19 protein-coding genes and 3 pseudogenes are annotated in these 24,562 nt (G+C 70.2%); 9 read left to right on the top strand and 13 right to left on the bottom strand.

What is annotated here, in order from left to right; all coding sequences use genetic code 11:
• Positions 1-45 precede the first annotated feature (45 nt).
• From ACZ7LT_RS25280 to ACZ7LT_RS25290, 3 genes are read right to left on the bottom strand one after another with little or no spacing between them, the layout of a single operon-like run.
• Positions 46-3,573 (bottom strand): non-ribosomal peptide synthetase, encoded by a 3,528-nt coding sequence (locus tag ACZ7LT_RS25280; protein ID WP_471238382.1) that lies wholly within the window; start codon positions 3,571-3,573, stop codon positions 46-48.
• Entirely contained in the window at positions 3,570-6,092 is a 2,523-nt protein-coding gene (locus ACZ7LT_RS25285; RefSeq protein ID WP_471238383.1) for a beta-ketoacyl synthase N-terminal-like domain-containing protein, read from the bottom strand. Before ACZ7LT_RS25285 ends, ACZ7LT_RS25280 begins: the two co-directional genes overlap by 4 nt.
• Entirely contained in the window at positions 6,089-9,253 is a 3,165-nt protein-coding gene (locus ACZ7LT_RS25290) for a non-ribosomal peptide synthetase (RefSeq protein WP_471238384.1), read from the bottom strand. Before ACZ7LT_RS25290 ends, ACZ7LT_RS25285 begins: the two co-directional genes overlap by 4 nt.
• 110 nt (positions 9,254-9,363) lie before the next feature.
• Between ACZ7LT_RS25290 and ACZ7LT_RS25295 the strand changes: the two genes are divergently transcribed.
• Positions 9,364-9,591 carry a phosphopantetheine-binding protein gene (locus tag ACZ7LT_RS25295; protein ID WP_471238385.1) on the top strand — a complete coding sequence of 76 codons (228 nt, stop codon included), beginning with the start codon at positions 9,364-9,366 and terminating at the stop codon, positions 9,589-9,591.
• A gap of 110 nt (positions 9,592-9,701) precedes the next feature.
• On the opposite strand, the pseudogene ACZ7LT_RS25300 reads toward ACZ7LT_RS25295, so the two are convergent.
• Both ACZ7LT_RS25300 and ACZ7LT_RS25305 read right to left on the bottom strand, forming a co-directional pair.
• Positions 9,702-9,965: pseudogene (locus ACZ7LT_RS25300) on the bottom strand (sodium-independent anion transporter); the annotation flags it as partial.
• Positions 9,862-10,554 (bottom strand): DUF2254 family protein, encoded by a 693-nt coding sequence (locus ACZ7LT_RS25305; RefSeq protein WP_471238386.1) that lies wholly within the window; start codon positions 10,552-10,554, stop codon positions 9,862-9,864. The gene ACZ7LT_RS25305 and the pseudogene ACZ7LT_RS25300, both read right to left, overlap by 104 nt.
• Positions 10,555-10,939: 385 nt before the next feature.
• Here ACZ7LT_RS25305 and ACZ7LT_RS25310 point away from each other — a divergent pair, with 385 nt between their 5' ends.
• The gene (locus tag ACZ7LT_RS25310) at positions 10,940-11,794 is read left to right on the top strand and encodes a helix-turn-helix domain-containing protein (protein WP_471238387.1); all 855 of its coding nucleotides are present in this window, start codon (positions 10,940-10,942) and stop codon (positions 11,792-11,794) included.
• Between the two features lie 131 nt (positions 11,795-11,925).
• Positions 11,926-12,594: an endonuclease/exonuclease/phosphatase family protein gene (locus ACZ7LT_RS25315; protein WP_471238388.1), complete on the top strand. Its 669-nt coding sequence runs from the start codon at positions 11,926-11,928 to the stop codon at positions 12,592-12,594.
• 4 nt (positions 12,595-12,598) lie between these two features.
• On the opposite strand, the gene ACZ7LT_RS25320 is transcribed toward ACZ7LT_RS25315, so the two are convergent.
• From ACZ7LT_RS25320 to ACZ7LT_RS25335, 4 genes are all read right to left on the bottom strand, one after another.
• The gene (locus ACZ7LT_RS25320; RefSeq protein WP_471238389.1) at positions 12,599-13,273 is read right to left on the bottom strand and encodes a response regulator; all 675 of its coding nucleotides are present in this window, start codon (positions 13,271-13,273) and stop codon (positions 12,599-12,601) included.
• A gap of 147 nt (positions 13,274-13,420) precedes the next feature.
• Positions 13,421-14,173 (bottom strand): ABC transporter permease, encoded by a 753-nt coding sequence (locus ACZ7LT_RS25325; protein ID WP_471238390.1) that lies wholly within the window; start codon positions 14,171-14,173, stop codon positions 13,421-13,423.
• Positions 14,166-15,068: an ABC transporter ATP-binding protein gene (locus tag ACZ7LT_RS25330; RefSeq protein WP_471238391.1), complete on the bottom strand. Its 903-nt coding sequence runs from the start codon at positions 15,066-15,068 to the stop codon at positions 14,166-14,168. The genes ACZ7LT_RS25325 and ACZ7LT_RS25330 overlap by 8 nt, the downstream gene beginning before the upstream one ends.
• Positions 15,069-15,242: 174 nt before the next feature.
• Complete coding sequence (locus ACZ7LT_RS25335) at positions 15,243-16,373, bottom strand: sensor histidine kinase (RefSeq protein WP_471238392.1); 1,131 nt, start codon at positions 16,371-16,373, stop codon at positions 15,243-15,245.
• Here ACZ7LT_RS25335 and ACZ7LT_RS25340 point away from each other — a divergent pair.
• Together ACZ7LT_RS25340 and ACZ7LT_RS25345 are read left to right on the top strand one after the other, a co-directional pair.
• Complete coding sequence (locus tag ACZ7LT_RS25340) at positions 16,372-16,704, top strand: hypothetical protein (protein ID WP_471238393.1); 333 nt, start codon at positions 16,372-16,374, stop codon at positions 16,702-16,704. The two genes, ACZ7LT_RS25335 and ACZ7LT_RS25340, sit on opposite strands and share 2 nt — an antisense overlap.
• A 189-nt stretch (positions 16,705-16,893) precedes the next feature.
• Positions 16,894-17,681, top strand: a protein-coding gene (locus ACZ7LT_RS25345; RefSeq protein ID WP_471238394.1) for an IS5 family transposase whose coding sequence is annotated in 2 segments (ribosomal slippage) — positions 16,894-17,242 and positions 17,242-17,681 — 789 coding nt in all. Because the reading frame shifts where the segments join, the coding sequence is not laid out codon by codon here.
• Positions 17,682-17,817: 136 nt separating this feature from the next.
• Here ACZ7LT_RS25345 and ACZ7LT_RS25350 read toward each other — a convergent pair.
• Positions 17,818-19,260 (bottom strand): FAD-binding oxidoreductase, encoded by a 1,443-nt coding sequence (locus ACZ7LT_RS25350; protein ID WP_471238395.1) that lies wholly within the window; start codon positions 19,258-19,260, stop codon positions 17,818-17,820.
• Positions 19,261-19,391: 131 nt separating this feature from the next.
• Here ACZ7LT_RS25350 and ACZ7LT_RS25355 point away from each other — a divergent pair, with 131 nt between their 5' ends.
• Both ACZ7LT_RS25355 and ACZ7LT_RS25360 read left to right on the top strand, forming a co-directional pair.
• Positions 19,392-19,544, top strand: a complete 153-nt coding sequence (locus ACZ7LT_RS25355) for a hypothetical protein (protein WP_471238396.1) — start codon at positions 19,392-19,394, stop codon at positions 19,542-19,544.
• Positions 19,545-19,643: 99 nt separating this feature from the next.
• Positions 19,644-19,784 (top strand): hypothetical protein, encoded by a 141-nt coding sequence (locus tag ACZ7LT_RS25360; RefSeq protein ID WP_471238397.1) that lies wholly within the window; start codon positions 19,644-19,646, stop codon positions 19,782-19,784.
• 166 nt (positions 19,785-19,950) lie between these two features.
• On the opposite strand, the gene ACZ7LT_RS25365 is transcribed toward ACZ7LT_RS25360, so the two are convergent.
• From ACZ7LT_RS25365 to ACZ7LT_RS25375, 3 genes and pseudogenes are all read right to left on the bottom strand, one after another.
• Positions 19,951-20,400: an SRPBCC family protein gene (locus ACZ7LT_RS25365; protein ID WP_471238398.1), complete on the bottom strand. Its 450-nt coding sequence runs from the start codon at positions 20,398-20,400 to the stop codon at positions 19,951-19,953.
• A gap of 267 nt (positions 20,401-20,667) precedes the next feature.
• Positions 20,668-20,916 (bottom strand): annotated as a pseudogene (locus ACZ7LT_RS25370) (DUF5655 domain-containing protein); the annotation flags it as partial.
• A 233-nt stretch (positions 20,917-21,149) separates the two neighbouring features.
• The gene (locus ACZ7LT_RS25375; RefSeq protein WP_471238642.1) at positions 21,150-21,488 is read right to left on the bottom strand and encodes an AbiJ-related protein; all 339 of its coding nucleotides are present in this window, start codon (positions 21,486-21,488) and stop codon (positions 21,150-21,152) included.
• Between the two features lie 857 nt (positions 21,489-22,345).
• Between ACZ7LT_RS25375 and ACZ7LT_RS25380 the strand changes: the two genes are divergently transcribed.
• Together ACZ7LT_RS25380 and ACZ7LT_RS25385 are read left to right on the top strand one after the other, a co-directional pair.
• The gene (locus ACZ7LT_RS25380) at positions 22,346-23,065 is read left to right on the top strand and encodes a hypothetical protein (protein ID WP_471238399.1); all 720 of its coding nucleotides are present in this window, start codon (positions 22,346-22,348) and stop codon (positions 23,063-23,065) included.
• 143 nt (positions 23,066-23,208) lie between these two features.
• A pseudogene (locus ACZ7LT_RS25385) lies at positions 23,209-24,159 on the top strand (transposase).
• Positions 24,160-24,562: the final 403 nt, after the last annotated feature.

Raw genomic sequence — 24,562 nt, forward strand, 5'->3', positions numbered from 1 at the left:
GCGGCTCCTGATCAGAGGACGGGCAGGGACTGCGGTCGAGTCGGCTCACGGCTGACCTCCGGAGGCGGTACCGGTCGCCGGACCCGGCGGGGTGTCAGGGGCGGCGTCCGCCGGGGCGGGGCCGAGCCGTTCGCGCAGCCGGCGCTTACGCAGCACCTGCTCGCGGCGACGGGCACCAACCGCCCGCTCGGTGGTCGGCGCCGGGACGTCGTTCTGCGGCGCCGGGGATGCTGTACCGCCCCGAAGATGGGCGGCGTACGCGCGGACCGTCGGGTACCGGAACAGGTCGACGATCCTCGCCTCGGCCGTGACGTGGGCGCGGATCTCGGTGAGCAACCGGGCCACCAGGATCGAGTTGCCGCCGGCTTGGAAGAAGTCGTCGTCCAAAGAGGTCAGCGGTCGGTCCAGGACGCGCCGCCATGCGGCCAGCAGCAGCGACTCCATTTCGTCCGCCGGCTGCGGCGCGGCCGGGCCGGTTGCCCCGCCACTCGTCAGGGCGACCGTCGGCAGCGCCCGCCGGTCGGTCTTGCCGCCGCTGGTGGCCGGCAGCGCCGGCAACCGGTTGAAGGCGGCCGGCACATACGGTTCCGGCAGCACGGCGGCGAGCGCCGAGCGCAGCTCGCGCGGGTGCCGGTCGCGGCCGTCATCGGTGACGTAGTGAGCGACCAGGGCCCGGCTGTCTCCCGACGCTTGGACGACCACCGCGCAGGCGGCGATCCCGGGCAGCGAGCCCAGGGCCCGCTCCACCTCCGGGAGTTCGATGCGGTAGCCGTTGACCTTTACCTGGTGGTCGAGGCGCCCGGTCAGTTCGAGCGTGCCGTCCGGCAGTCTGCGGGCGAGGTCGCCGGTGCGGTACAGTCGCTCCTCGCCGGCGGCCCTGACGAAGCGGGCGGCGGTGAGCTCCGGGTCCGTCAGATAGCCCTTGGCCACCCCCGCCCCGGCGATCGCCAGCTCGCCGAACATCCCGTCCGGCACCGGGCGCAGCCCGGCGTCCAGGATACGAACCCGCGTGTTGGCCAGCGGCCGCCCGACGAAGACCGCCGCCGGCTTGTCCGGGACCTCCCAGACCGTCGACCAGACCGTCGTCTCGGTGGGACCGTACACGTTGAGCACCCGAGATATGCCGAGGTCCTTCAGACGCGCGGCCAGCGCCGCCTCAAGCGGCTCGCCGCCGCACAGCACCAAGCGGAGACGGGAGAGCGCCTGGTCCCCGCCCGGCAGACGCAGCACACTGCGCAGCAGGGTCGGGGTGGCCTGCAAGGCGGTGACCCCGGTCCGGACGATCAATTCGGGAACGCTCTCGGCCTCCTGGCCCGGGTCGGTCAGGGCCAGTGTCTCTCCGCTCTCGGCCATGACCACCGGCACGCCCCGGGACAGGGTCCACAGCAGCTCCACCACGGCGATGTCGAACGTGAGGGCGGTGACGGCGAGCCAGCGGGCCTCCGCAGGCAGCTCGACAGCGTGGTCGAGGGCGGTGAAGAGGTTGGCGAGGTTGCCATGGGTGACCTCGACCCCCTTGGGCCGTCCGGTCGAGCCGGATGTGAAGATCACGTACGCGCTGTCCTCGGGCCCGGGCTCCGCGAGGGCCGGTGCCGTTCCGTCGGCCTGGACCGGCGAGGCGACCAGATCGGTCAGCGCGAACCGGCGCCCGGCGAAGCCGGGGCACAGCCGCCGGTACGGGTCGTCGGTGATCAAGGCGGCGCACCGGGCGTCCGCCAGCATCCCCTCCAGCCGGCCCTGCGGTTCGGTCGCGCCGAGCGGCACGTACGCCAGCCCGGCTGCCAGCACCCCGAGCAGGACCACGACGAGGTCCGGTGAGCGCGGCACCAGCAGGCCCACCCGGTCACCCGGGCGCAGACCCGCCGCCCGCAGACCTGCTGCAACGGCGGCGGATCGCTCCGCCAGTTGCGCACCGGTGAGAGACCGCCCACGGAACGACACCAGTGGCCGGTCGCCCTCCTCGGCCAGCCGGTCGAGGACGAGGCGGTGAACGGGCCGCCGCTCCACCTCCAGCTCCGCCTCCGCGTCGAAGCGCGCCTGGCGGGCCTCCTCCTCGGGGCTGGTCAGCGGAAGTTCGGCGACCGGGCGGTCCGGATCCTTGGCCATCGCCGTCAGCAGCCGCTCGAACCAGGTGATCAGCAGCCCGGCCTGGGTCTGGTCGAAGAGAACGGTGCTGAAGAGCAACTGGCCGAGGAACCCGTCCGACTCCTGGCGCAGCTTCAGCATCAGGTCGTACTGCGCCGCGTACACCGGCGCGGGCGCCGGCCCGGTGCGGATGGCGGGAAGGTCGAGGTCGCCGTCGGGGTAGTTCTGGTAGATGAAGATGCTCTGGAAAATAGGGGAGTGCGAACTGCTGCGATCCGGCGCGACCGCCTCGACCACCTGGTCGAACGGCAGGTCCTGGTGGGCGAAGGCATCGAACGCCGTTCGCCGCACCCGGGCCAGGTAGTCCCGCACGGTCTCCTCCGGCCGTACCACCGTCCGGACGGTGATCGAGTTGAAGAACAGGCCGAGCGTGTGCTCCAGAGCGGTGTAGGGACGGTTGGCGAGCGGGCTGCCCACCGCGATGTCGTCGGTCCGGGAGATCCGGGCCAGCAACAGCGTGAACACCCCCATGAAGACGCTGTACGGGGTACCGGCGGCGAGCGCGCAGAGCCGTTCCAGCGCGGCGGCGGCGTCAGGACCCAGGCGGAAGTCCAGGGCGTCGCCGCGGAAGCCCTGCACGGCCTCCCTGGTACGGCCCGGCGCCAGGTCGAGCAGCGGCGGCAGCTCGGCCAACTGCCCCCGCCAGAAGGTGCGCTGTCGCTCCGCCAGCTCGGTACCCAGCCATTCCCGTTCCCAGGCCGCGAAGTCGGCGTACTGCACCGTCACTTCGGCCAGGTCGGCCGGGCGTCCGGCGACCCTGGCCGCGTACAGCTCAGACAGCTCCGAGCGGATCAGACCGGTCGACCAGCCGTCGGAGATGACGTGGTGCTGGGTGACCACGAAGATCCACCGCTCGGGTGCGCATCGGATCAGATCGAAGCGGATCAACGGCGCGACGGCGAGGTCGAACCTGGTCTCGGTGACCTCACGGATCAGGGCTTCCGCCTGCGCGTCGGTCGGCGCGTCGTGCTCGAAGAACGGGGTCGGGCAGTGCGCCGAGATCTCCTGGACCAGCCCGGCGGGGGAATTCCGCAGGGCGGTACGCAGCGCCTCGTGCCGCGCCATCAGCTCTCCGGCGGCCCAGCGCAGGGCCTCCTCGTCGAGCGGCCCGTTCAGCTCGGTCGTGAAGTACATGTTGTAGACCGGGAAATCGGTGCCGAGCTGCTCGATCAGCCACAGACGCTGTTGGGCGTAGGAGGCCGGCAGCGGCCCGCCGCGATCCACTCGCTTGATCCGCAGGGTGCGACGGGCCTCCTCCTCCGCCTGTTCCCGCAGGAACTGGACCACCTCGGCACGGTGGCGCCGCACCAGCGCGGTGAGATCGGGGTCCAGAACGCCTTCGGGGGCGGTGAGGGTGAGCCGGTCATCCTCCAGCGCGAGGCGGGCGCCCCGCCGGGAGAGCTCTTCCAGGACGGCGACCACGCTCACAGCTCCACCTCTTCCCATGCGATGCGCTCGGCCGGCGCGTCGACCAACCTCCGGTACAGCCGGGACGCCTCCAGCTCCGCGTCCACCAGGCCGGCCACCTCCACCGGGGAGTGGCCGTCCAGCAGATCGCCCAGCGGGATCCGGACGCCGAACTCCTCCTGGATCCGGGCGAGCACCTGGGCTCCCAGGAGCGAGTGACCGCCCAGGTCGAAGAAGTCGTCCTCGGGGCCGACCTCGGGCAGGCCCAGCACCTCGCACCAGATCGCCGTCATCGTCTCGACCGTGGTCGCGCCGCGGGCCCGATGCGAGCCCGGACCGGCGGACGCGGTGTCACTGGCCGCATCAGGCGACGCGACGACGGGGACCGCCGGGTGCCAGTGCCGTGTCGGTTGGAACGGGTACGGCGGTATCGCCATCGGCGGGGGTCCGTCCGCCTCGCGCAGCCCCGCCCACCGCACGTCCGCACCGTGCTCCCAGCAGCGCGCCACCAGCCGGAGGTAACGCGCGCGGTCGCCGGCCGCCGCCGGAGTCACCGCACACGCCTCCGGCGGGAGAACGGCGGCCTCGCCACCCAGCACGGCGGCGCGGGAGACCTCCACCAGGTGGTCCGCCCGGGGCACGTCGCCGGCCCGCAGAACCACGCCGAGGGTCACCGAGCGGATCTCCACATTCAGCGCGCGCAGTCCGGCAGACGTCAGCTCCGTGTCCAGCGCGGCCAGGGCACGCTCGCAGGCGCTGAGATCGCCGCCGGCCCGGGCGGCGAGCACGGCGGCGGAGTGGTAACCGGCGCACCGCCGCGCGCGGTCCGCGTCGATCGCGCCGGCGAAGGCGAACGCCGCGAACTCACCGATCCCGCAGGCCGCGAGCGCGTCCGGCTCCACACCGAGTTCGCCGAGGGAGCCGAGCAGGGCCAGCGGGCCGTCGAAGTAGGACAGCACCTCGTCCGGCCCCGTCGCGGGCCGTCCGCTGCCGGGCCACGGCCCGGCCTCCAACCCGAGGACCAGCGGGCCGGCCGCCGGCTCTCCGGAGTCCGTGCCGATGGCCGTAGCCAGTTCGGCGGCGTCGGCGGCCACCCAGGCCCGGCGGCAGCGGCCGGGAGGCCGGCCGTCCTGCAGTGAGCGCGCCAGCCGGGCCGCCGTCGTCGGGCCGCCGTCCAGACCCGGCAGCAGCTCGACGAGCGCGGCGCGCGAGCGGTCGAAGGACCAGGATGAGCGGGCGGACACCGGGAACACCAGCGGCCCGCCGCCACCCGTAGGCGCCGGAACGGTCGTCTGCTGCTCCAGCACGACGTGCGCGTTGGTTCCGCCCACCCCGAGCGCCGACACGCCCGCTCGCCGGGGACCGTCGATCGCGGGCCACGGGGAGGTGTCCACCGCCACGTGCAGACCGCTGCCGTCGAGGTCGATCTCCGGATTGAGCTCCCGGTGGCCCACCGTCCCGGGGATCACCCCGTCGCGTACCGCCAGGACGGCCTTGATGAGGCCGGCCATGCCCGCGGCCGCGTCCAGGTGGCCGAGCGCGGATTTGACGCTGCCGACCGCACAGGGCGAGGTCACACCGAGCTGCTTCCGCGCGGCCATCACCGCGGCGAGCTCGACCGGGTCACCGAGCGGCGTTCCGGTGCCGTGTGCCTCGATGTAGCCGATGCCGTCCGGCGGGACGCCGGCGTCGGCCCAGGCCGACAGCAGGACGTCACGCTGCCCGGCGACGCTGGGGGCGGCAAAGCTCAACCGATCGGCGCCGTCGTTGTTCAGCGCCGAGCCGCGCACCACGGCGTGGATGGTGTCCCCGTCACGCAGCGCGTCGGCCAGCCGCCTGAGCACCACCACGCCCACGCCGCTGCCCGGTACCGTCCCGTCGGCGTCCCGGTCGAAGGGACGGCACACCCCGCTCGCCGACAGCACTCCGCCGTCGGCCGCCAGGTAGCCGCGCTCGTGCGGCAGCCCGACCGACACCGCGCCGGCGAGGGCCATGTCGCAGTCACCGGCCAGGAGGCTGCGACGAGCCAGGTGCACGGCGGTGAGCGCGGTCGAGCAGAGGCTTGCCACGAACACGCTCGGCCCCCGCAGCCCGAGGTGGTAGGAGACACGCAGCGGCAGCGCGGCCGCGGACGTTCCCATCGGCAGCTCGCCGCCGGACGCCGTGATCAGCGCGCCGTAGCGGTTGTCGCCGCTTCCGCAGAAGACCCCGACCCGTCCGAGCGGCGCGTCGACGCCACGTCCGGCGTGCTCCAGTGCGTGCACAACCTCCTGCAGGAGCAGGCGCTGTTGCGGATCCATCGCCGCCGCCTCGGCCGGGGCGATGCCGAAATACTCTGCGTCGAAGCGGTCCACGTCGTCCAGCTCCGCGCCGACCGGGACATGGCGCGGATCGCCCCCGCCCGGCCCGTCGTCGAAGTGCCGCACGGCGCTCTCCGTACGCAGCAGCAGGTGTCGGTACTCCTCCAGGTCCTTGGCGCCCGGGAACCGGCAGGCCATGCCGACGATCGCAACCGCCGATCCGTCCGGCAGTTCACTCATGATGGGGAATCTCCGTACTCGTCAGGTGTCTTCAGCGCGCGCGCCATCGCGGCGACCGTGGGGAAGGCGAACAGGGCGGTGACCGGCACCGGGGTGCTGAACTCCGCGCGGAGCATGCGGTGCAGGCGGATGAGCGTCAGGGAGGTGCCGCCAGACTCGAAGAAGCTGACGTCCCGGGGGACGAGGTCCGGGCGGCAGTCGAGCAACTGCGCCCACAGGGCCGCAATTCGTCGCTCCAACTCGGTCCGCGGCAGCTCGGCGGGGGCGGCGGTGGTGAGCGGGGGCGGCGCGGGAAGTGCCCGTACGTCCACCTTGCCGCTTCCGGTCAGCGGGAACGCGTCCAGGGCGATGAGATGACTGGGCAGCAGAGCGGCGGGCAGGTGCTGCGCAAGGTGGGCACGCAGCCGGGCAGAAGTGTCCGGCTCCCGGCCCAGGAAATACAGCGCGAGCAGCTCCTCCTCCCGCCCTGGGATGAGCACCGCGACCGCGTCCCGGACTTCGGGGTGCCCGAGCGCCACCGATCGGACCTCGTCCAATTCGACCCGGATACCACGGACCTTGACCTGCCCGTCCTGGCGGCCGAGGAACACCAGTGTCCCGTCCGAGGCGCGCAAGGCCAGGTCGCCGGTGCGGTAGAGCCTCGCGCCAGGGTCGGCGTCGAAGGGGTGGCGGACGAAACGCTGCTCTGTCAGCTCCCGGCGGTTCACGTAACCGAGAGCGAGTGAAGCACCCCCGACGCACAGCTCTCCCGGGAACCCGGAAGGGACCAACTGGCCTCCGCGGCCCAGGACATGGACCTGCACACCGGTAGCCGGCCGCCCGATCGGCACCCGGCCCGCACACCGGCCGTCGCCGACCTCGGGGACGTCCTCTTCGTACGTGAACGAGGTGACGTCGATGGCGGTTTCGGCCGGCCCGTAGAGGTTGACCACCGGCGCTTCGAAGTGCCGCACCGTGCGAGCGGCCACGGCGGTGTCCAGCGCCTCTCCGCCGCAGAACACCCATCGCACCGAGCGGGACGACGGGCGGCGCTCTGCCAGCAGCGCTTTGAGGAGGGTCGGGACGAACTGGACGACACTCACGCCCTGCGCTTCGATCTCCGCAGCCAGGGCGGACGGGTCGTGGTGTGCCCAGGCCGGTGCCACGACGACGGAGGCGCCCACCGTCAGGGGTGTGAGGAACTCCCAGATCGAGGCATCGAAGACCGGAGGCGTCTTGAAGTAGAACCGGTCCTGGGCGGTGAACCCGAACCGCTCTGCCTTCCAGCGGAGATTGTTGGCCAGCGCCCCGTGCGGAACCTGGACGCATTTCGGCAGGCCAGTACTGCCGGAGGTGCTGATCACGTACGCGGGGTCCGCCGCGAGGGGCTCGTCCCCGTCGAACGGCCTATGGTCCTCCTGCTGGACGGCGTCGGCCGGGGCAGAGAGCGCCGGATCGTCCAGCGCCACCACCGGCACCCCCACCGATAGCTCCGCGGCGTCGGCCCGCGTGGCCACGACGACGGCCGCCACCTGGGCGTCCGAGAGCACGAACCCCCGCCTTGCGGGAGGAAGGTCGGGGTCGACCGGAAGGAATGCCTGCCCGCCGCGAAGCACGCCGAGCGCCGCCACGACGTACTGGGCCGATCGTGGCAGAAGCAGCGCCACCGTGCTGCCCCGCGCAACGCCCAGTTCGCCCAGCCGGGTGGCCAGCACACCCGAAGCCCGCTCCAGTTCGCAGTAGCTCAGCTCCTCCCCGGACGAGACCACTGCCACCTGGTCCGGTGTTCGGCGCACCTGCTCCAGAAACAGGCGGGTGACCGGTGCGAAGGCCGGCTGCGCGGGTCCGTGGGCCAGGTCGAGCGTCCGGGCCCGGTGCTCATCCGGTACCAACGGCACCTCGACGGCGGGTAGGTCGGCACCACGGGCGAGGCCGGTGAGCGCTCCGAGGACGGACTGGTAGGCCGCGACGAAGCCCCTCGCGGTGGTCTCGTCATAGCGGTCGGTGTTGAACTGCAACCGAGCCGTGGCCGTTTCCCTGTCGCTCTCCACGGCCAGCAGAAGATCCGTCTTGCCCGCGCGGGGGTAGACGGGCACCCGCCGTACGGTGGCCCCGGGAAGTATCAACTCCTCCGCGCCCTGGTCGTGCAGTGACAGCATCGCCCGCGCGGAGGACCCGGCGGTACGCAGGCCGCGGTACATGTCTGCCAGCGGCGCTCCCTGGTGCTCGAGGCCGGCGAGCAGGTCCTCGCGGACCTTGGCGGTGTATTCGCCGAGGGAGAGTCCGGCCGGGTCCGGAGCACGGAGGAATACCCCGTCGGTGAAGAGGCCGACCGCGCCCTCGTATTCGGCGCGCCGCAGATCGATGGCCGGATACGCCACCAGGATGTCGCGTTCCAGGCTGAGGTGTCTGAGCGTCAGGCAGTACGCGGCCATCAGCACGGTGAAGAGCGAGCCGCCGGCCGCCACGGCGGCCTCCTTCAACCCGTCCGGCAGCGAGAACGCCAGCTCCGCCGCGGGGATGCCGCCTTCGCCGGATTGGCGAAGGCCCGTATTGGGGTCGCTGTCGAGCCGTGCGGTCTGCTCCGCCCAGAACGCCGCCCCCGCCGCTGTCTCGGCGTCGGGCGTGGAGAAACGATTCTGCTGCTCTCGTGCGTACGCGAAGTAGCCCTCTTCCGGTACGACTTCGCCCAACGGCCGGCCTTCGGCGAGCTGTGCGCAGTCCTGGGACAGCTCGTGCAGCACGTGGGCCACAGAGGGCGCGTCCACGGCGATGTGGTCGAAGACCAGGAGCAGCAGGGCTTCCTCGTCCGCCCACCGGAAGAGCTCCGCCGTCATCCTCAGGGGCTTGGCCTGGTCGAACGGGCGGCGGGCGGCCTCCGCCAGTAATCGCCTGGCCTGATTCCGCTGGGTGTCGTGTACGGCGAGCACGGACTGTGGCGGTGGCCCGGGGTACTGGCGAGGCCCGCCGTCAATACCGTCGGAGATGGTCACGCACAGGACGGGATGGCGCTCGACAATGCGTCGCAGCGCCAGGTCGAGGGCGGCTGGATCGATCAGGCCGGTCAGATGGAAAGCCAGGGGGATGTGGTAGGAGTCGCTGGCGGGAGCCATCAACTGGGCCTTCCACACGGTCTCCTGTTGTTGAGTCAGGGCGATCCCGCCGCGTTGTGCATCAAGCATGCGCTACCTCCGTGAGTACAATGTCACACGTCAGGTGTCATATGTTCTTGGGGCTGTTGAGTGTGGCGCAGGCCACAGCGAGCCCGGCTTCGATCCAAGGGAGAGTTCTGATGAGCCCGCAGCGTGAGCAGATCCGGGGCGTCTGGGAACACGTGCTTGGCCACGGAAACTTCACCGACGACGAGAACTTCTTCGCCGTCGGTGGCCACTCTCTGCTGGCAGCCCAGGTGGCAGCCCGGATCAACCGCGTGGCCCCGGCCCGGATCGCGGTCCGGGACCTCTTCGACCACCCCACCGTCGCCGCCCTGGACGCGCTCATCGTCTCCCGAACGGGCTGACGTGCCGGGTCGGTGCGACGGCTCAGCCGACCTGACGAACGGGACCCGCCCGTGCCGGCCTCGCGGAAGGCTGCGGTCGCGAGCCCGGACGCTGGGGACAGGTACGCTGGGCCGATCCGGTCGGTGAGGCCGGTGTCGGCGAACACCTTGCGCAGGGAAGCCATGGGGCGGGCGAAGGCCAGGGTGACGCCGCGGACGGCGAGGTCGATGCGGAGCTGGGTGAGGGCGTCGACGGCGGTGACCTCGATGTAGGTGACGGCCTCGACGTCCCTACAAGCGGTCCGAGGGGGTGTCGCCGAGCTCCCCCCACAGGACCGGGAAGCGTTGAGCCAGCTCGGCCTCCACCCACGACAATCGGCGTCCCAGCAGGTCATGCCGGTCGGCGTGCCCCTTTGCCTGCAGGCGCAGCAGCAGGGTGCGCAGCCGCAGGAGCGTCATGGGCGAGTGGACGGCTGCGGCGATGACGTCGTCCACACCGATGTGCAGGAAGTCCTCCCAGCCGGGCAGTTGAACCACCACGCGCACAGCGCCGTCGCGGTCGGCGACACGGAGTGGCCCGGCCGGCATCGCGGCCGGTTCGGCGAGCAGGTCCTCGAGGCAGTTCAGGCCCTGGACGGCGGTGGCGGGGTCGTTGACCGCCGGGGACAGGGCCCGTAGCACGATGTCGGCCAGGAGCCGGAGGGCGAGGGAGGGGTCCTGGTGGAGGACCGGTTCGGTTCCGGTGACCAGCGTGCTCAGCACTGCCGAGGCGTCCAGGTCGGCGCCGTGCACGTCCGCGACCACGGTCCCGGACGGCAGCGTGGCACCGGGGACCGCCTTGAGTACCACGACCGTGTCTGCCTGACGGGTGATCTCGAGGAGACGCTCCATGTCCACCTGTTGGAGCACGGCCAGAGGCCGGGGCCAGGTGATCGTCGCCCGCAGCGGCGGCAGTGGCCGGTCGCCGCCAACCTCTGTCGTCACATGGGCATCCCCGCGGACGTACAGGGAGTGCAGGGTGGCGCTCGGCCGTGACCTGAGGACGGCCGATCACGCCCGTATCTGGGCGGACGGCCCTGGCCCGACCACTCGGGGAAGGCGACGGGAACGGCGTCAGCAGCGCATCCAGCCTTGAGGGGCACGTTCCATCTGTGCCCGGCGGGACTGGCTGCCGCTGTCCCGCTGGTTGTCGCCCTCTCCCTTGCGGCGCGGAGCACTGCTCTGTTCGGGGCATCACCGAGCGGCAAATTACAGCGTCACGATCCGTTTTCGCCCGCCGGATCCGGCGGCGCGGCGGGTGATCAACAGCCGGTGCTCCATGCCAACCTGCTTACGCACACAGTGGTTTGGAGCCGGAGGTCCACCGCCCGTGGCGGCGAACAACATCCCCACCGTCAGAGGACGACGACTGGGAGCGGAGCTGCGCCGGCTCCGTATGGCCAGCGGCCTGACCGGTACGCAGGTGGCGGAGCACCTGCTGGTTTCCCAGGCCAAGGTCAGTCACATGGAGAACGGCCGTCGTGCCGTCAGCCCTCGCGACGTGCGCGACCTGTGCAAGCTCTATTGGGTCACCGACCAGCATGTCGTCGACTCCCTGATGGAGCTGGCGAGGGAGTCGAGCCGGCAGGGCTGGTGGTACGCCTACGGCGACATCCCCCACAGCGTGTATGTCGGCCTGGAGACGGAAGCCGCCTCCATTCACGCCTACGAGTCCATGGTGATTCCCGGTCTGTTGCAGACCCCCGCCTACGCGGCCGCGGTCATCGAGGAAGCGACCCCCCTGGTGACTGTCGAGCAGGCCGCCGCGCGTCTGAAGGTGCGGCTTCGCCGCCAGCACCGGATCTACGACCCCGCCTGCCGCCTGCGTCTGTGGGTCGTCCTGGACGAGTCAGCCCTGCGGCGCGTCGTCGGCAGCCGGGAGATCATGCGCGAGCAACTGGAGCACCTGCACGTACTGAGCACCGAGCCGCACATCACCGTCCAGGTCCTCCCCCACACCGCGGGCGCCCACCCGGGCCTGTCGGGACAGTTCTCCCTCCTGCGGTTCCCCGACAGCAGCCAGGCGGTGGTGTACCTGGAGAGGTTCACCAGCGACCTCTACCTGGAAAAGCCATCCGACGTGCAGCAATACGGCGTGATGTACGCCCACTTGCAGACCCAGGCACTCAGCCCGGACCGCACCCGGCACCTCATCACCGACACCATCAAGGTTCACACATCATGAACCCCCGGCGTTACGAGTCGAACTGCGGTCACCCGGCCCTGGCCAGACGTCTCCCGAACCATTGGTGCAGCCGAAGCCTCCTGGCCGAGTCCCGGCCAACCTCAGTCTCGGACAGCACGGCTTCCAGGAACTTGGCGGCCTGGCGGGCGCGTGCCGAGCGGTCGTGTCCTCATGGGCCTGCGCGCGTACGGGGTGTCATAACTGATGGCGGCGGTCCGCTCATCGACCGACGTCGCGCCAGAGCGTTCGAGGAGCTGACCCGGTCCGCCCTGCCGGCCTACGCGGAGGCGCTGGCAGGCGCGTACCCCTATCACGCCACGTCCGGGAAGGTCGGGCTGTGGTCCCGGCACCCGCTCCGGGACGTCCGGCCGCTGGACATCAAGCCCGCCGGGATCGGGCCCGGTTGGCAGCGGGCGCTCCGCGCCACGGCCGCCACGCCGCGCAGTGACGTCGCCGTGTACGTGGCGCACCTGCCGTCGGTACGGATCGGGCCGAGCGGTCTCCGCTCCGCGTGGCGGGACGAGAACGCCGCCCGGCTCGGCGAGCTGATCGCGGCGGAGCGGACGCACCGGGTCCTCCTCGCCGGCGACCTCAACGGCGCCGTGGACGACCGCGGCCTGGCCCCGCTGACCGACCGGATGAGCGCGCCGCGTACCGGGGTCGCCTTCAGCTGGCCGGCGGCGCTGCCGCTGGCCCGTATCGACCAGGTCCTGGCCCGCGGCGCCACAGTCACGCAGATCTGCACGCTGGCCGGGACGGGTAGCGACCACCTGCCCGTCGTGGCGCGCATGGCCTTCTAGAGCCTCAGTCCGGCATTCCCCGCTCGGCGAGGCCGGTCTCATAGGCGATGATGACGAGCTGCGCGCGGTCGCGGGCGCGGAGCTTGGCGAGGAGGCTGCTTACGTGGGTCTTCGCGGTCGGCAGGCTGATCACCAGTCGCTCGGAGATCTCGGCGTTCGACAGTCCGTTCGCGATCAGCACGAGCACCTCCTGTTCCCGGTTGGTGAGGCCGACCAGCCGCGGGGCCTGTCGCGGGGGCTCAGCCTCGCGGGAGAAGTTCGCGATCAGGCGACGGGTGACCGTGGGGGCCAGGACGCCCTCGCCGGTGGCGATGACGCGGATGCCGGCGACCAGGTCGGCCGGCGAGGCGTCCTTCAGCATGAATCCGCTCGCGCCCGCCTGGAGGGCCGGATGGACGAACTCGTCCATGTCGAACATCGTGAGGGCCAGGACCCGCACGCCCGCCAGGGTGTCGTCGGAGCAGATCGCCCGTGTGGCCGCGATCCCGTCCATACCAGGCATGCGGAGATCCATCAGGACGACGTCCGGTCTGAGTGCGCGGGCGAGTTCCACCGCGGCGGCGCCGTCACCCGCTTCGCCGACCGCCTCCATTCCGGGGGTCGAATCGATGAGGACGCGGAAACTCCCGCGCAACAACGCCTGATCGTCGGCGATCAGCACCCGGACCCGCTCGGCCATTCCGCATTCCTCGCACGCTGCTCATCCGGCCATGGAATTCCAGGACCCTAGCAGCCTCGCCACCTCAACCTCCTTGGCGTCCTATGCCGTTGGCGCCGGTCGCCGTAGATCCCACCGGCATGGGGCAGGCGCCTCAGCCCTGTCCCGTCACGCGTCCCAACGGCGGTGCCGGAGGTAGCCCCCGGCCAGCGCCGCCGCGGTCCAGGCGAGCATCACCACGAACCCGCTGTACCCGTCGGGCGAGTCGACGGTGAGCATCTGGGCACCGGCCCGGTCGGGGAAGTACCGCACCAGTTCCTTCGTCGCTCCGACGAGGGAGAGGATATGGGTTCCCGCGAGCACCATCGGCAGCAGGACGGCCAGCGGGATGATGGCGTTGCGGGCCATCATGGCGATGCCCGCCGCGAACAGGGACATGAGCGTCAGGTAGACCGCCGCGCCCGCCAGGGCGCGGGGGACGCCGTCGGTGCCGATCGAGACGCCGTGGGGTCCCAGGGCGGACTGGGTGACCAGGTAGCTGACGACGGTGACCGGGATCGCGACAGCCGCGGCTGCGCCGGCGACGACGGCCGTCTTCGCGAGGTAGAGCCGGCCGCGCCGAGGCACGGCGAGCAGCGAGACCCGCATCATGCCGGACCCGAACTCGCTGGTGACGACGAGGACACCGAACACGATCAGCGCCAACTGACCGTAGAGGATGCCGTCCAGGCCGGCCTGCTGCGGCGTGAAGTCGGACCGGATCAAGGGGCTGTCGGAGTCGAGCGCCGACCTGGCGGACCAGCCGCCCAGCGCGGAAAGGAGGACGCTGACGGGGACGAACAGCAGCAGCGCGACGAGCGTGCCGCGTACGCCGCGCAGCTTGGTGATCTCGGCGTGAACGGCCGCGACGGTCTCAGACACGGGTGCTCCTGTCTCCCCTGCCGACGAGCCCGAGGAAGGTGTCCTCGAGCGATCCTGTGTGGGTGCTCAGCTCGTCCAGGACGAGTCCGCCGGCCGCGGCCACCCGGCTGACCTCGGCCGCCGGCATGCCGTCGACCTCCAGACTGCCGTCGGGCGCGAGCGTCAGCCTGGCCCCGCTCCGTTCCAGTTCCCTGCCGAGCGAGCCGGGTTCGGGTGTCCGCACGCGGACGTACGTACGCCCGTGCCGCTGGATGAACTCCGACATGCCGGTGTCGGCGAGCAGCCGTCCGCCGCTGATGACGACCAACTGGTCGGCGACCATGGACATCTCGGTCATGAGGTGGCTGGAGACGAGGACGGTCCGACCCTGCGCGGCCATCGTGCGGAGCAGTTCCCGCAGCCACCGGATCCCCTCCGGGTCGAGGCCGTTGACCGGCTCGTCGAGCACCAGGACGGGCGGATCGCCGAGCAGGGCCGCGGCCAGGCCGAGCCGCTGGCCCATGCCGAGCGACAACGTGCCGATCCGTCGCCGGGCCGCGCCCGCCAGGTCGACCGTCTCGAGGACCTCACCGACCCGGCGCCGGGGGATCCGGTTGCTCTGGGCGATCCACTGCAGGTAGTGGGCGGCGGTCAGGCTGCGATGCGGCACCGAGGTCTCCAGCAGGGCGCCGACGTACCGGGCCGGGTAGCGCAGTTCGTGATAGGCGTGCCCATCGATGCGGGCGGAGCCGGCGTCCGGCCGGGTCAGGCCCACCAGCATCCGCATCGTGGTCGACTTCCCGGCTCCGTTGGGACCCAGGAAGCCGGTGACGGACCCGGGCCGCACCGTGAAGGTGAGGCGGTCCACGACGGTGTTCTCGCCGTACCGTTTGGTCAGTTCCAGGACGTTGATCACCGGACCAGTCTGGCCGGGGTGCCGGGCCCGTCACATCGGTCCGGGGACGGGACTGCCGGACGTCACGCACGGGCGGAACCCATACCTGAGGATGAGTTCCGCCGACCGCGGAGGCTCAGTACGGCAGTACACGGCGGCTCAGTACGGCACATCGGTACGGCAGTTCACCGCGGCTCAGTACGGCAGCGTCGCCGAGACCCTGAATCCGCCGCCGTCCCGCGGTCCGGCGGTCAGGACGCCGCCGTGCGCGGTGGCCCGCTCCCGCATCCCGACGAGGCCGAGCCCGCCGCCGGGGACGGTCGGACGGTGGCCGGGCCCGGGGCCCTCGTCCGCGACCTCGATCGTCAACGCGCCCTCCTGCGCGACGAGACGGACCCGGCACCGGGTGGGGGCGGCGTGCTTGACGACGTTGGTCAGCGCTTCCTGGACGATCCGGAACGCGGACAGCGCCACACCGTCCGGGGGCTCCTCCGGGCAGTGGGACCGGAGGTCGACGCGGACGCCCGCCGCCTCGGCCGTCCGGACCAGCTCGGGCAGGTCCGACAGCCCGAGGAGCGGCCGAAGGTCCTGGGCGTCCTCCGAGCCGCGGCGCAGCACCTTGAGAGTGGCCCGCATGTCGCGCAGCGCCCGCTTGCTGACCTCCTCGATCACGGTCAGAGCTTCCCGCGCCTCCTCCGGGTGGTCGGCGATCACGTGGTTGGCGATGCCGGCCTTGACGGCGATCAGGCCCACGCTGTGCGTGACGACGTCGTGGATCTCACGGGCGATGCGCAGGCGTTCCTCGATCTTCGCCCGCTCGGCCGCCTGCTCGACGACGCCCCGCACGCTCTCCCGCCGTTCCCGGACCGCCGCCCCGGCCGCCCAGGTGGCGGCGAGCACCAGCAGGCCGAACACGAGCTGCACGCCCAAGGTCCCGCCCTCGTAGTGCCGGCCGCCCGTCATGGTCAGCGCGGCCGCGCCCGCCACGCTCACCCCGCCCACGACGACCGCGGACGTCCGGGTAGGCCGGGTCCAGGTCACGGCCACCAGGTACAGGGCGTAGGCGGCCGCGAGGAACGGGGTGGGCCCGAGGCCCAGGGCCAGCGCGACGCACGCGGCGGTCACGACGAACGCGAAGACGGGCACCGGGCTCAGCCGGCGGACGGCGAGCGGCAGGGCGGTGGCCGCCGACAGAAGCCACACCGTGGTGTGGTCCACCTCGCCGCCCAAGGCCGGCCGCAGGACCGACACCTGCGGGAGCATGACGAACCCGAGTGCGGCGAGCGCGTCGAGCATCATCAGGCGCCAGCGTGCGATTTCACCCATGGCCCTGAACGTATGCGCTCGCTTCGCGGCAGGTCCACCGCCCGCCCTTCCGGCCTCGCGCCGCGACGGTATCTCGCGGGTCTCCGCGAACCTGGCGTCCACGACCGGACCACGGGCCGAAGACGATGTTCTTGAGCCCGCCGTCGATGCCGCGAATGCCGTTCGTCTCGACGCCTTCGGCTTCCAGTTCGTCAAGCGCGCTCCAGAGGGCGTACACCTGCCGCCCACACCGTCCTGGACCACGGCCGGGCAATCCCATGCCGCACCCGTCGGCCACGGCAACATCACGACGTCCGATGTGCGACTCACGCCGGACTTCTACGCTGCGTAGTCAGCACCAAGTCGGCACGGGACAGGTGATCAGGGGTGCTGACATGCGGTTTCAGGTCAGCACCAAACCAGCACGGGAGTCAGCACCGGGCCTCCAAAGCATGCCGAACAGTGCAACTTACTGATCGTTTCAGAATGAGTTGAGCTGCGGGTCTTGTGCTCGACGATCTTGGTCGGCAGGGTATCCGGGGTGCGTGCTGATCTTGTTCCTGACGACCTGTGGGACCGGGTGGCCCCGCTGCTACCGCCTGCTCCCGAACGGCGCCGTCGCCATCCCGGGCGGTTGCGTGTCCCTGACCGAACAGCACTCGCCGGCGTCCTGTTTGTGCTGCGGACCGGTGTCGCCTGGCGGGACGTCCCAGCGGAGACTGTGGGTTGTTCCGGGGTGACGGCCTGGCGCCGGCTGCGGGAATGGACCGAGGCCGGCGTCTGGCCACGCCTGCATGCCGCCCTGCTGAGCGAGCTGCGCCGCGCCGACGTGTTGGACCTCGATGACTGCGCTGTGGACGGCTCGCATATCCGGGCCCTCAAAGGGGGGATCACGTCGGCCCCTCGCCCGTTCACCGCGCCCGCCCCGGCTCCAAGCACCACCTGATCGTCGACCAGTACGGAACCCCGCTCGCCGTCACGCTCACCGGCGGCAACCGAGACGACGTCACCCAACTCCTGCCCCTGCTGGACGCGGTCCCATCGATCCGGGGACTGCGGGGACGCCCCCGCCGCAAGCCGCGGCGTCTGTACGCAGACCGGGGCTACGACTTCGACAAGTACCGCCGCCTGCTGTGGAAGCGCGGCATCAAACCCGTGATCGCGCGATGCGGCGTCGCCCACGGCTCCGGACTGGGCAAGGTCCGTTGGGTGGTCGAGCGTGCCTTCGCCTGGCTGCACCAGTTCAAACGGCTCCGCACTCGCTACGAACGACGCGCCGATCTCCACCAGGACTGCTCGGATTTCTCCCAGAACCAGGCATCCCGGTGAACCTATGCGGTCAGAGCACGGCCCTGACGGCGCACCCATCTACGTAATCACGGACAACCTGTCCGCCCACAAGGTGAGTACACGGACACTTGCCCATACCGTGCGCCTCGAAGCGAAGATCGCGCGTGACGGTGCGTCAGGCTGCGGCGGGGGTGACGTTGGCGTTCCGGTGGAAGACGTTCTCCGGGTCGTACTTGGACTTGATCCGGGCCAGCCGCTGATACTTCCCCGGCCCGTACGACGCCCGGACGCGGTCCTCTTCGATCTCTGTCATGAAGTTGACGTAGCCACCGGGGCCGACCGCGTGCGGCAGCAGCTCGGTCCACAGCGCCCTGACCCAGGCGGTGTCGGCCACCAGCTCCTCCGGGTCGAAGGTGAGGGCGGTGAGGGCCATCATGTAGCCAGGTTCCCGCGGGCTTCCGTAGGCCGTGGCGTCCTCGTCGACCTCGGTGAAGGCGCCGTCCAGCCGGAAGGTCGGGCAGAAGGTCAGCGGCGAGGTCTTGCGCCGCAGATACTCGTTCAGCAGCGCGATCACGTCATCGGTCAACTCCGTGACGGGGAGGCCCTTCTCGTAGTCGAGGATCCCGTACGGCGAGGAGTCGTCGAGCATGCTCTGCAGCTGGGTGTAGGGCAGCGGAGTCCGCATCTCGAAGAGCCTCGGCGGCCCACCGTCCAGCAAGGCGGCCGCGGCGGCATGCTCCTCCGCGCTGCCGAAGCCTCCGATGATCAGCGCGTGGCCGAGCTTGCCGCGATGCTCGACCGGCACGAAGGGCTCCGGCGGGGCGTTCAGCCCGATGCCGACCAGCACACTGTGCCTCGGCGGCAGCGCCGGAACCACCTCGCGGATCAACTCCAACGCCTCGCGGCCCACCGACATGTCCCAGAAGAAGACACCTACGTGCACCTCGGGCCCCACCGCGTGCAGCCCGAAGTCGAAGGCCGTGACCACCCCGAAGTTCCCACCGCCCCCGCGCAGCGCCCAGAACAGGTCCGGGTTCTCCTCCGCCGACGCGTGCACCAGGGTGCCGTTGGCCAGCACCACCTCGGCGCCCAGCAGATTGTCGACGGTCAGTCCGTGGTGGCGGGTGAGCCAGCCCATGCCACCGCCGAGGGTCAGGCCGCCGACGCCCGTGTGGCTGATGGTGCCGGCCGGCACGGCGAGACCGTGCGCCTGGGTGGCGGCGTCGAGCTGGGCGAGGGTGGCTCCACCGCCGCAGCGGGCGGTGCGGGCCTCGGGGTCGACCGTGACGGCGTGCATCGCCGTCAGGTCGACGACCAGCCCGTCGGGGCAGACGGCGGCACCCGCCGGGTTGTGCCCCCCACCGCGTACCGACACCTCGAGGTGCTCGTCACGGGCGAAGGACAGCGCGGCGGCTACATCCGCGGGTTCGACGCAGCGGACCAGCAGGGCGGGGCGGTGGTCGATGGCTCCGTTGGCCACGGAGCGGGCGGCGTCGTACTCAGGATGCTCGGGCCCTAGGACATCTCCCCTGATCCGCCCCTTGAGCGAGCCGACGGCATGATCGGTGAGCTGGGTCACGACGGCCTCCGCGGAGCAGACGAGGCTTACCCCTGCCACGCTAGCCCCCGTCCCGGGGGATGACAATTCACGCAAACCGGGCAAGGGGTCCTGCCAGAGCACCCCGGCGACGGGATGCGGTTCGACCTCCACTCGGCGCAGGTTGCCGGTCAGAGCACTAGCACGCCAGGGTGACCGGTAGCATCCGAAACTGCCAGGTCATGGTGATGCTGACGTACACCGTCCCGGGCAGGTACGCCTACATCAACCGCCGCCTGCACCTGCCCGCGACCTGGGCCAACGACCGCCCCCGCTGCCAGGAGGCCGGCGAGGATGGGCGATGATGAGCGGGCACACACGGGCTTCCGCTGTGGTGATCAGGAACTCGACACCTCGCAATCACCGAAGGCCGTGCCTGCCTCCGTCCAGCCCGTGTCTGCCACATGAAACCTGCATCATGTCGGACAGAGCTGGCGACCGCGCACGACCGTAGCGAGTCCGAGCGGTCCGACATCACCAGCTCGCAGAACAGCGCGGGCGACGACGGCGAGAACCGCGACCCGAACCTCCCGGAGGAGTCGTAGGCGGAAGAGATGTGGGATGCACTGCCGGGGCGCACAGGCCGTGCCCGCAGACGTGCCAGATCGCCTCGCGGATCTAGCCAGCCAGGACGATGAACGCCTTGCACGATCAGACGCAGATGTGGGCCGTCCGCCGCACTTCCCCGTCGCGCGTCAGCCTCCGACCTTCCTAGGACACGCCCGCCTCGAGCAGTTCCTTGGCGTGCGCCTTGTCCCGCGGAATCTCCTTGCGGACCATGGGCTTGACCACCAGCGGGACGAGAACCTTGCCGATGCCGTGCGGCTCGAGATCGACGGACAGCGTCAGCCGGGTCCGCTCGCCGTCGTCGAGCGGCTCGATCCTGCCCTGGAGGTCACCGCGGACCGGGCCATCAACGCCGTGGAAGTGCCAGCTGCGCGGCGGGTCGATCTCCATGACCTCCATGGTCATGGGGAGCTTCAGAAACCCGACCCGCCGCTGCACCTGGAAGCGAGAGCCGACGCCGAGCGGCCCTTCACTCAGGGTGCGCACCGCTACAGCGCTCTCCTCCCACTCCGCGATGTGCTTCGGATCCGTCAGGTACGAGAAGACTTCGCCGGGGCGACGGGAGATGTCAATGGTTTCTTCGATGCGGGCCATGACGCCCCCTTCGAGTAGTTCCAGGCAAAATGATCCCATGGGGCGGGGGAGGCCGCCACAGGCCGCCGCGGCGAGCCGCCCGTCCAGAGTTCCCCCACGCCCGAAATCAGCGCAGGGGAACATAGAGCGGGATCGCCGGTTGGCCAAACCGGCGATCCCACGGATCATTGATGGTCCACCGCCACGCCCTGCCCGTCCGCCGAAAGGCATCTCCCGACGACCACAGACCACCCGCGAAGGTCGCACGGCCAAGAGGCCGGCAGACGATCATGCCGCCGCGTAGCTCGCCCGGAAAAGATCCAGCGCCCGCTCCACGTCCCTCGGCGTACGGAGCTGCACCTCCAGATCACCCGACCCGTGGTGACCGAGACCGGAGACGTCCCGGATAAAGCCCGGAACAAGGTCGACACCCTTCGGGTCGACCCTCAGGTAGACCAGGAGCTTGCTCCGTTGCGGAGGACAAACGCAGGCGAAGTTCCGCAGCCGCCGATAGGCCCGGTAGGTCTTGCGCTCGACACAACTGCCTGTCCCCCATCGGCAAAGGGCAGGCGCTCGCAGGCGTAATCCTTCCTATCTCCGCGTGCGCTGTCTCGTACTCGGAGGACGTTCTCTGCCGTCGGTAGCGAGCTTGCCGGGGACTGACGTATCGAGGAAGTCCCGACTGCCGGGATTTGAGCTGGTTTCGGCGATGGAGCGACGCCGGCCTTCTGTCTGCCCGTCGCGGGGGTGCCTTCGAGGCGCCGCGCTTGCTAGACGGGATAACCGCTGATGACGCCCGCCGGTGCGAGGGCAAAGCCGTCACGGGACAGGACTTCATTAAGGGCGGTGAGTAAGCGCCACTTCGTCCGTATCCGTGCGGACTGCGGGGTGGAGCGTCTCGGCGAGGAATCGAAGCAGTGTCTCGTCGGGCCCCGCTGAAGGCCGACCCGGTCATCGCTGAAGATCCAGTCGTCCTCCCAGTCGTGGTTGTTGTACCGGCGCTGGCTGATGTCCTGCCCTGCGGTCGCGAAGCGGGAGTCGTAGCTCGGCATGGCGTCGAGGTCGTAGAGGCGAGCCAGGAAACGCTGGTCCCCCATACTGCGGATGATGTCTTCGAAGACCGCGCAGAGCTCTGGTCACATGGCCGCGGTCGCTCCAGTCGACTGTCGCGACGTAGGACTCGAACGTGGTGCGCCGCACGCTCGTGCCCGTGTAGCGAAGCTCGTCCTCGGCGACGGGGGCGAAGTTTTGGCTCTGCCACACTTCGCTGATCGTTCGCACGGTCAGGTTCGTGGCCAGCGTTCGAAACGCGATTCGCGTAGCACGGCTGACCAAGTCTCTGCGGCGCGTCGGCGTGCAGACAAAGATAACGACTCTGGTCCCCGCAGCTGGCACGCAGCCGCCGAACGAAGAAGGCGCCCTGAGCCCGGTCGCTCCGACGCGCATCGCTGCACCAGAATCCTCGTCCGGAGCGGGCCCTTCGCGGGTCGTGGTCTACCCAACGACCCACCAATCCACGTCCTCCCACACGGCCCAGCGCCCGATCTGCAACACATGCCGGAGTTCTACGCAGCGCAGTCAGCACCAAATCAGCACGGGAGGGGTGGGAACGGGTGACGACGTGGGCTCTTTCGTGAAGAGCCCCCGTCTGGAACGACGTGCCGAAAAGCTTCAACTGGCCACCGGAGTGGGACCTGGACCGAAGCGCTCAAGCGTGTGAAGTCCCTGGCCCCGGAGTCACGACTGATTCCCGAGGCGCACGCCGGCCAAGCTGTCCTTGAAAGCTACGTGCTGTCGGGCCTCGCCTGGCCGATGGTCGAAACCCATAACCCCTGGGGGATCCGGTCCGTCGACGCTCGAACCGACAGCGTCACCTTGACGTTCGAGAACGATGTCGCCCAGCTCGTCGACTCGGAATCCATGGCCAAGGAACTGGTCCGCGCCCTCGTCCCCTGCTTCGACGAGCATGGCGAGGTACGCGGGCATCCCCGGCGCCCGCTTCACTACGGACAACGATGGCGTTCACATCCGGCGGATGGGACTGCCAGGCTCCCTCACCATTTTGGGGATTCCCGCTGAGGACTGGGCCACCGCTTTGATCCTGCAACGGTATGAGAATGAAGGTGACGGCAAACGCTTCTGTCATGACAGCCACCCTCACCGATGGCACCGCAGCGAAGCGCCCTTCCGGCAACCGACCACCCGAACCGTTCTCAGCCGACACCACTACCGAAAGAAGCCCTCTTCCTGGCTCGCCAGTGGCTTGCTGCGCCGCGCGCCATTGTTCCGAACCATCGGCGTTCCCCTGAGCACTACGGCCTGGACGAATCTCCCAGATGACGGTGGCTCTGAATGGATCATCGAGTACATCAACGAACCCCTCACGGACGCGCCGTGCTACCACCAGGGCTTCACGAATCTGCTGACGGACCCAGAATGCGGGCTGCCAATCGTGGGCGTACATCTGGACTGCTCCTGCGGCCAGCCGCCTGAGTCCTATTGGGGCTGCCGCTTCTACGCCCGTAGCACCGCCGGGCAGCCGGGCGCACTCCAAGTCCGTTTCTCCCGCCGTTGCGGTGACAGAGCCCATCTCTACAAGGACAAGCTGGACGACTATAAAGAGCGCCGCAGGCTCTACCAGCACATCCCTACGCACCTCACACGCGGCAGGGCTGGTATGACCTGATAGCCATCCCCGCCCCCGTCATGCCTACTGGGGTAACTGGGGGGCTACTCCCTGGGATTCCAGGGCTTCCCTCCAGCGAGCTGGTGCGTGATTGCGGTGGGGATGCGCCGGTCCAGGAGGCATGATCTGTCGCTGTGACGATCATGGTGAACCGTACTCTCCTCAGTCATCGGGTGCTGACCGGCGTCTCGCGACCGGCGCCTGACCGACCTGGTTGTTGAGCTCGCTTCGCCATGGCAGGCGGTGGTCGAGGGCAGGCGGCACGCGGACCGGGGCGGCGGGCGTCGCCGGGCCGCGGGTGCGGGCGCCAAGCACCGGCTGGTGTTCACCTACCGGGTGGTCGCGACGCTGATCCATCTGCGACACGATCTCCCGCACGCCGTCTTGGGTCTGCTGTTCGGGGTCGACCGCTCCACGATCACCCGGGCGGTGGCGGAGATACGCGCTCTGCTCGCGCGCCGCGGTTTTGCGGTGCCGGACCGTCCGGGCGTACGGCTGCGGACCCTCGCAGACGTCTTTGCCTACGCGCAGGCCGAAGGTGTGGCCTTGCGGCTGGACGCCACCGAGATCCAGGTCGGCCACAGGGGCGGGCGGCGGGCGTTCGTGTCCGGCAAGAAGAAGCAGAACACCATGAAGGCCACCGTCGTTGCGGACGGATACGGCCGCACCCTGTGGGCCGGCAACCTCCGCCGGGACGCATGCACGACACCGCCGCCATCCGCGGCGAAGGCATCGACGGCCTCTTCCGCCAGTTTTCCGACGTCCAAGTCTTGCTCGATGACGGGTATTTGGACCTTCGGCGGGATCACCCCGGCCAGGCGATCACTCCACCGCGGAAGGCGAACAAAATCTGCCCGACGGAAATCCACGAGGCACGGGACAGGACTCGGCACACGCACTCGTCCCAGCGCATTCCCGTCGAGCGCGCCCTCGCCGACCACAATCGATGGAAGGGCCTGACCCGCTGGCCCCACCGGCGCGGAACCCTCCCAGACACCTACCTCGCCATCGCCGGCCTCGTCTCCGACGCGCCGCGCGTGGTCGTGCCGTTGGTTCCAGCCCTCCGTCGGCGTCTGTCGGGGTGTCACGAGTAGGCCTGACCAGTCAGAACGGCTGGATCCGGTGATCGTTTCCCAGATCCGAAGTGATCGTCCCCCACTCTCGGCCCCCTTCCGTCCTCAAGTGCCGATGACGGCGAGGTCTCGCGGGCCATTCGTACGAGGCTGCCTGGGGCTTCGACTGCTGGCCACTGCCGTTCCCCTGCCCCAGGGCGGAACGTCCCCGGCCGCCACGCGCATTAGCTGCCCCGGAGCGACAACGAATCGATGTGTCCCTGTCAAAAACCTTGTTCAACCATGTGACATGTGCCATTTTACAGCGCAGCCCGTCGCGGACGGGACCCCTACTCCCATCCCCAGGAGTGAATCTTGCGCGCCATGGCCGTCGCCACCGCCCTGCTCATAGCCGCCGTCGCGGCCTCTCCCGCCCAGGCATCCC

The organism is Streptomyces sp. NPDC039465 (genome assembly GCF_055639315.1).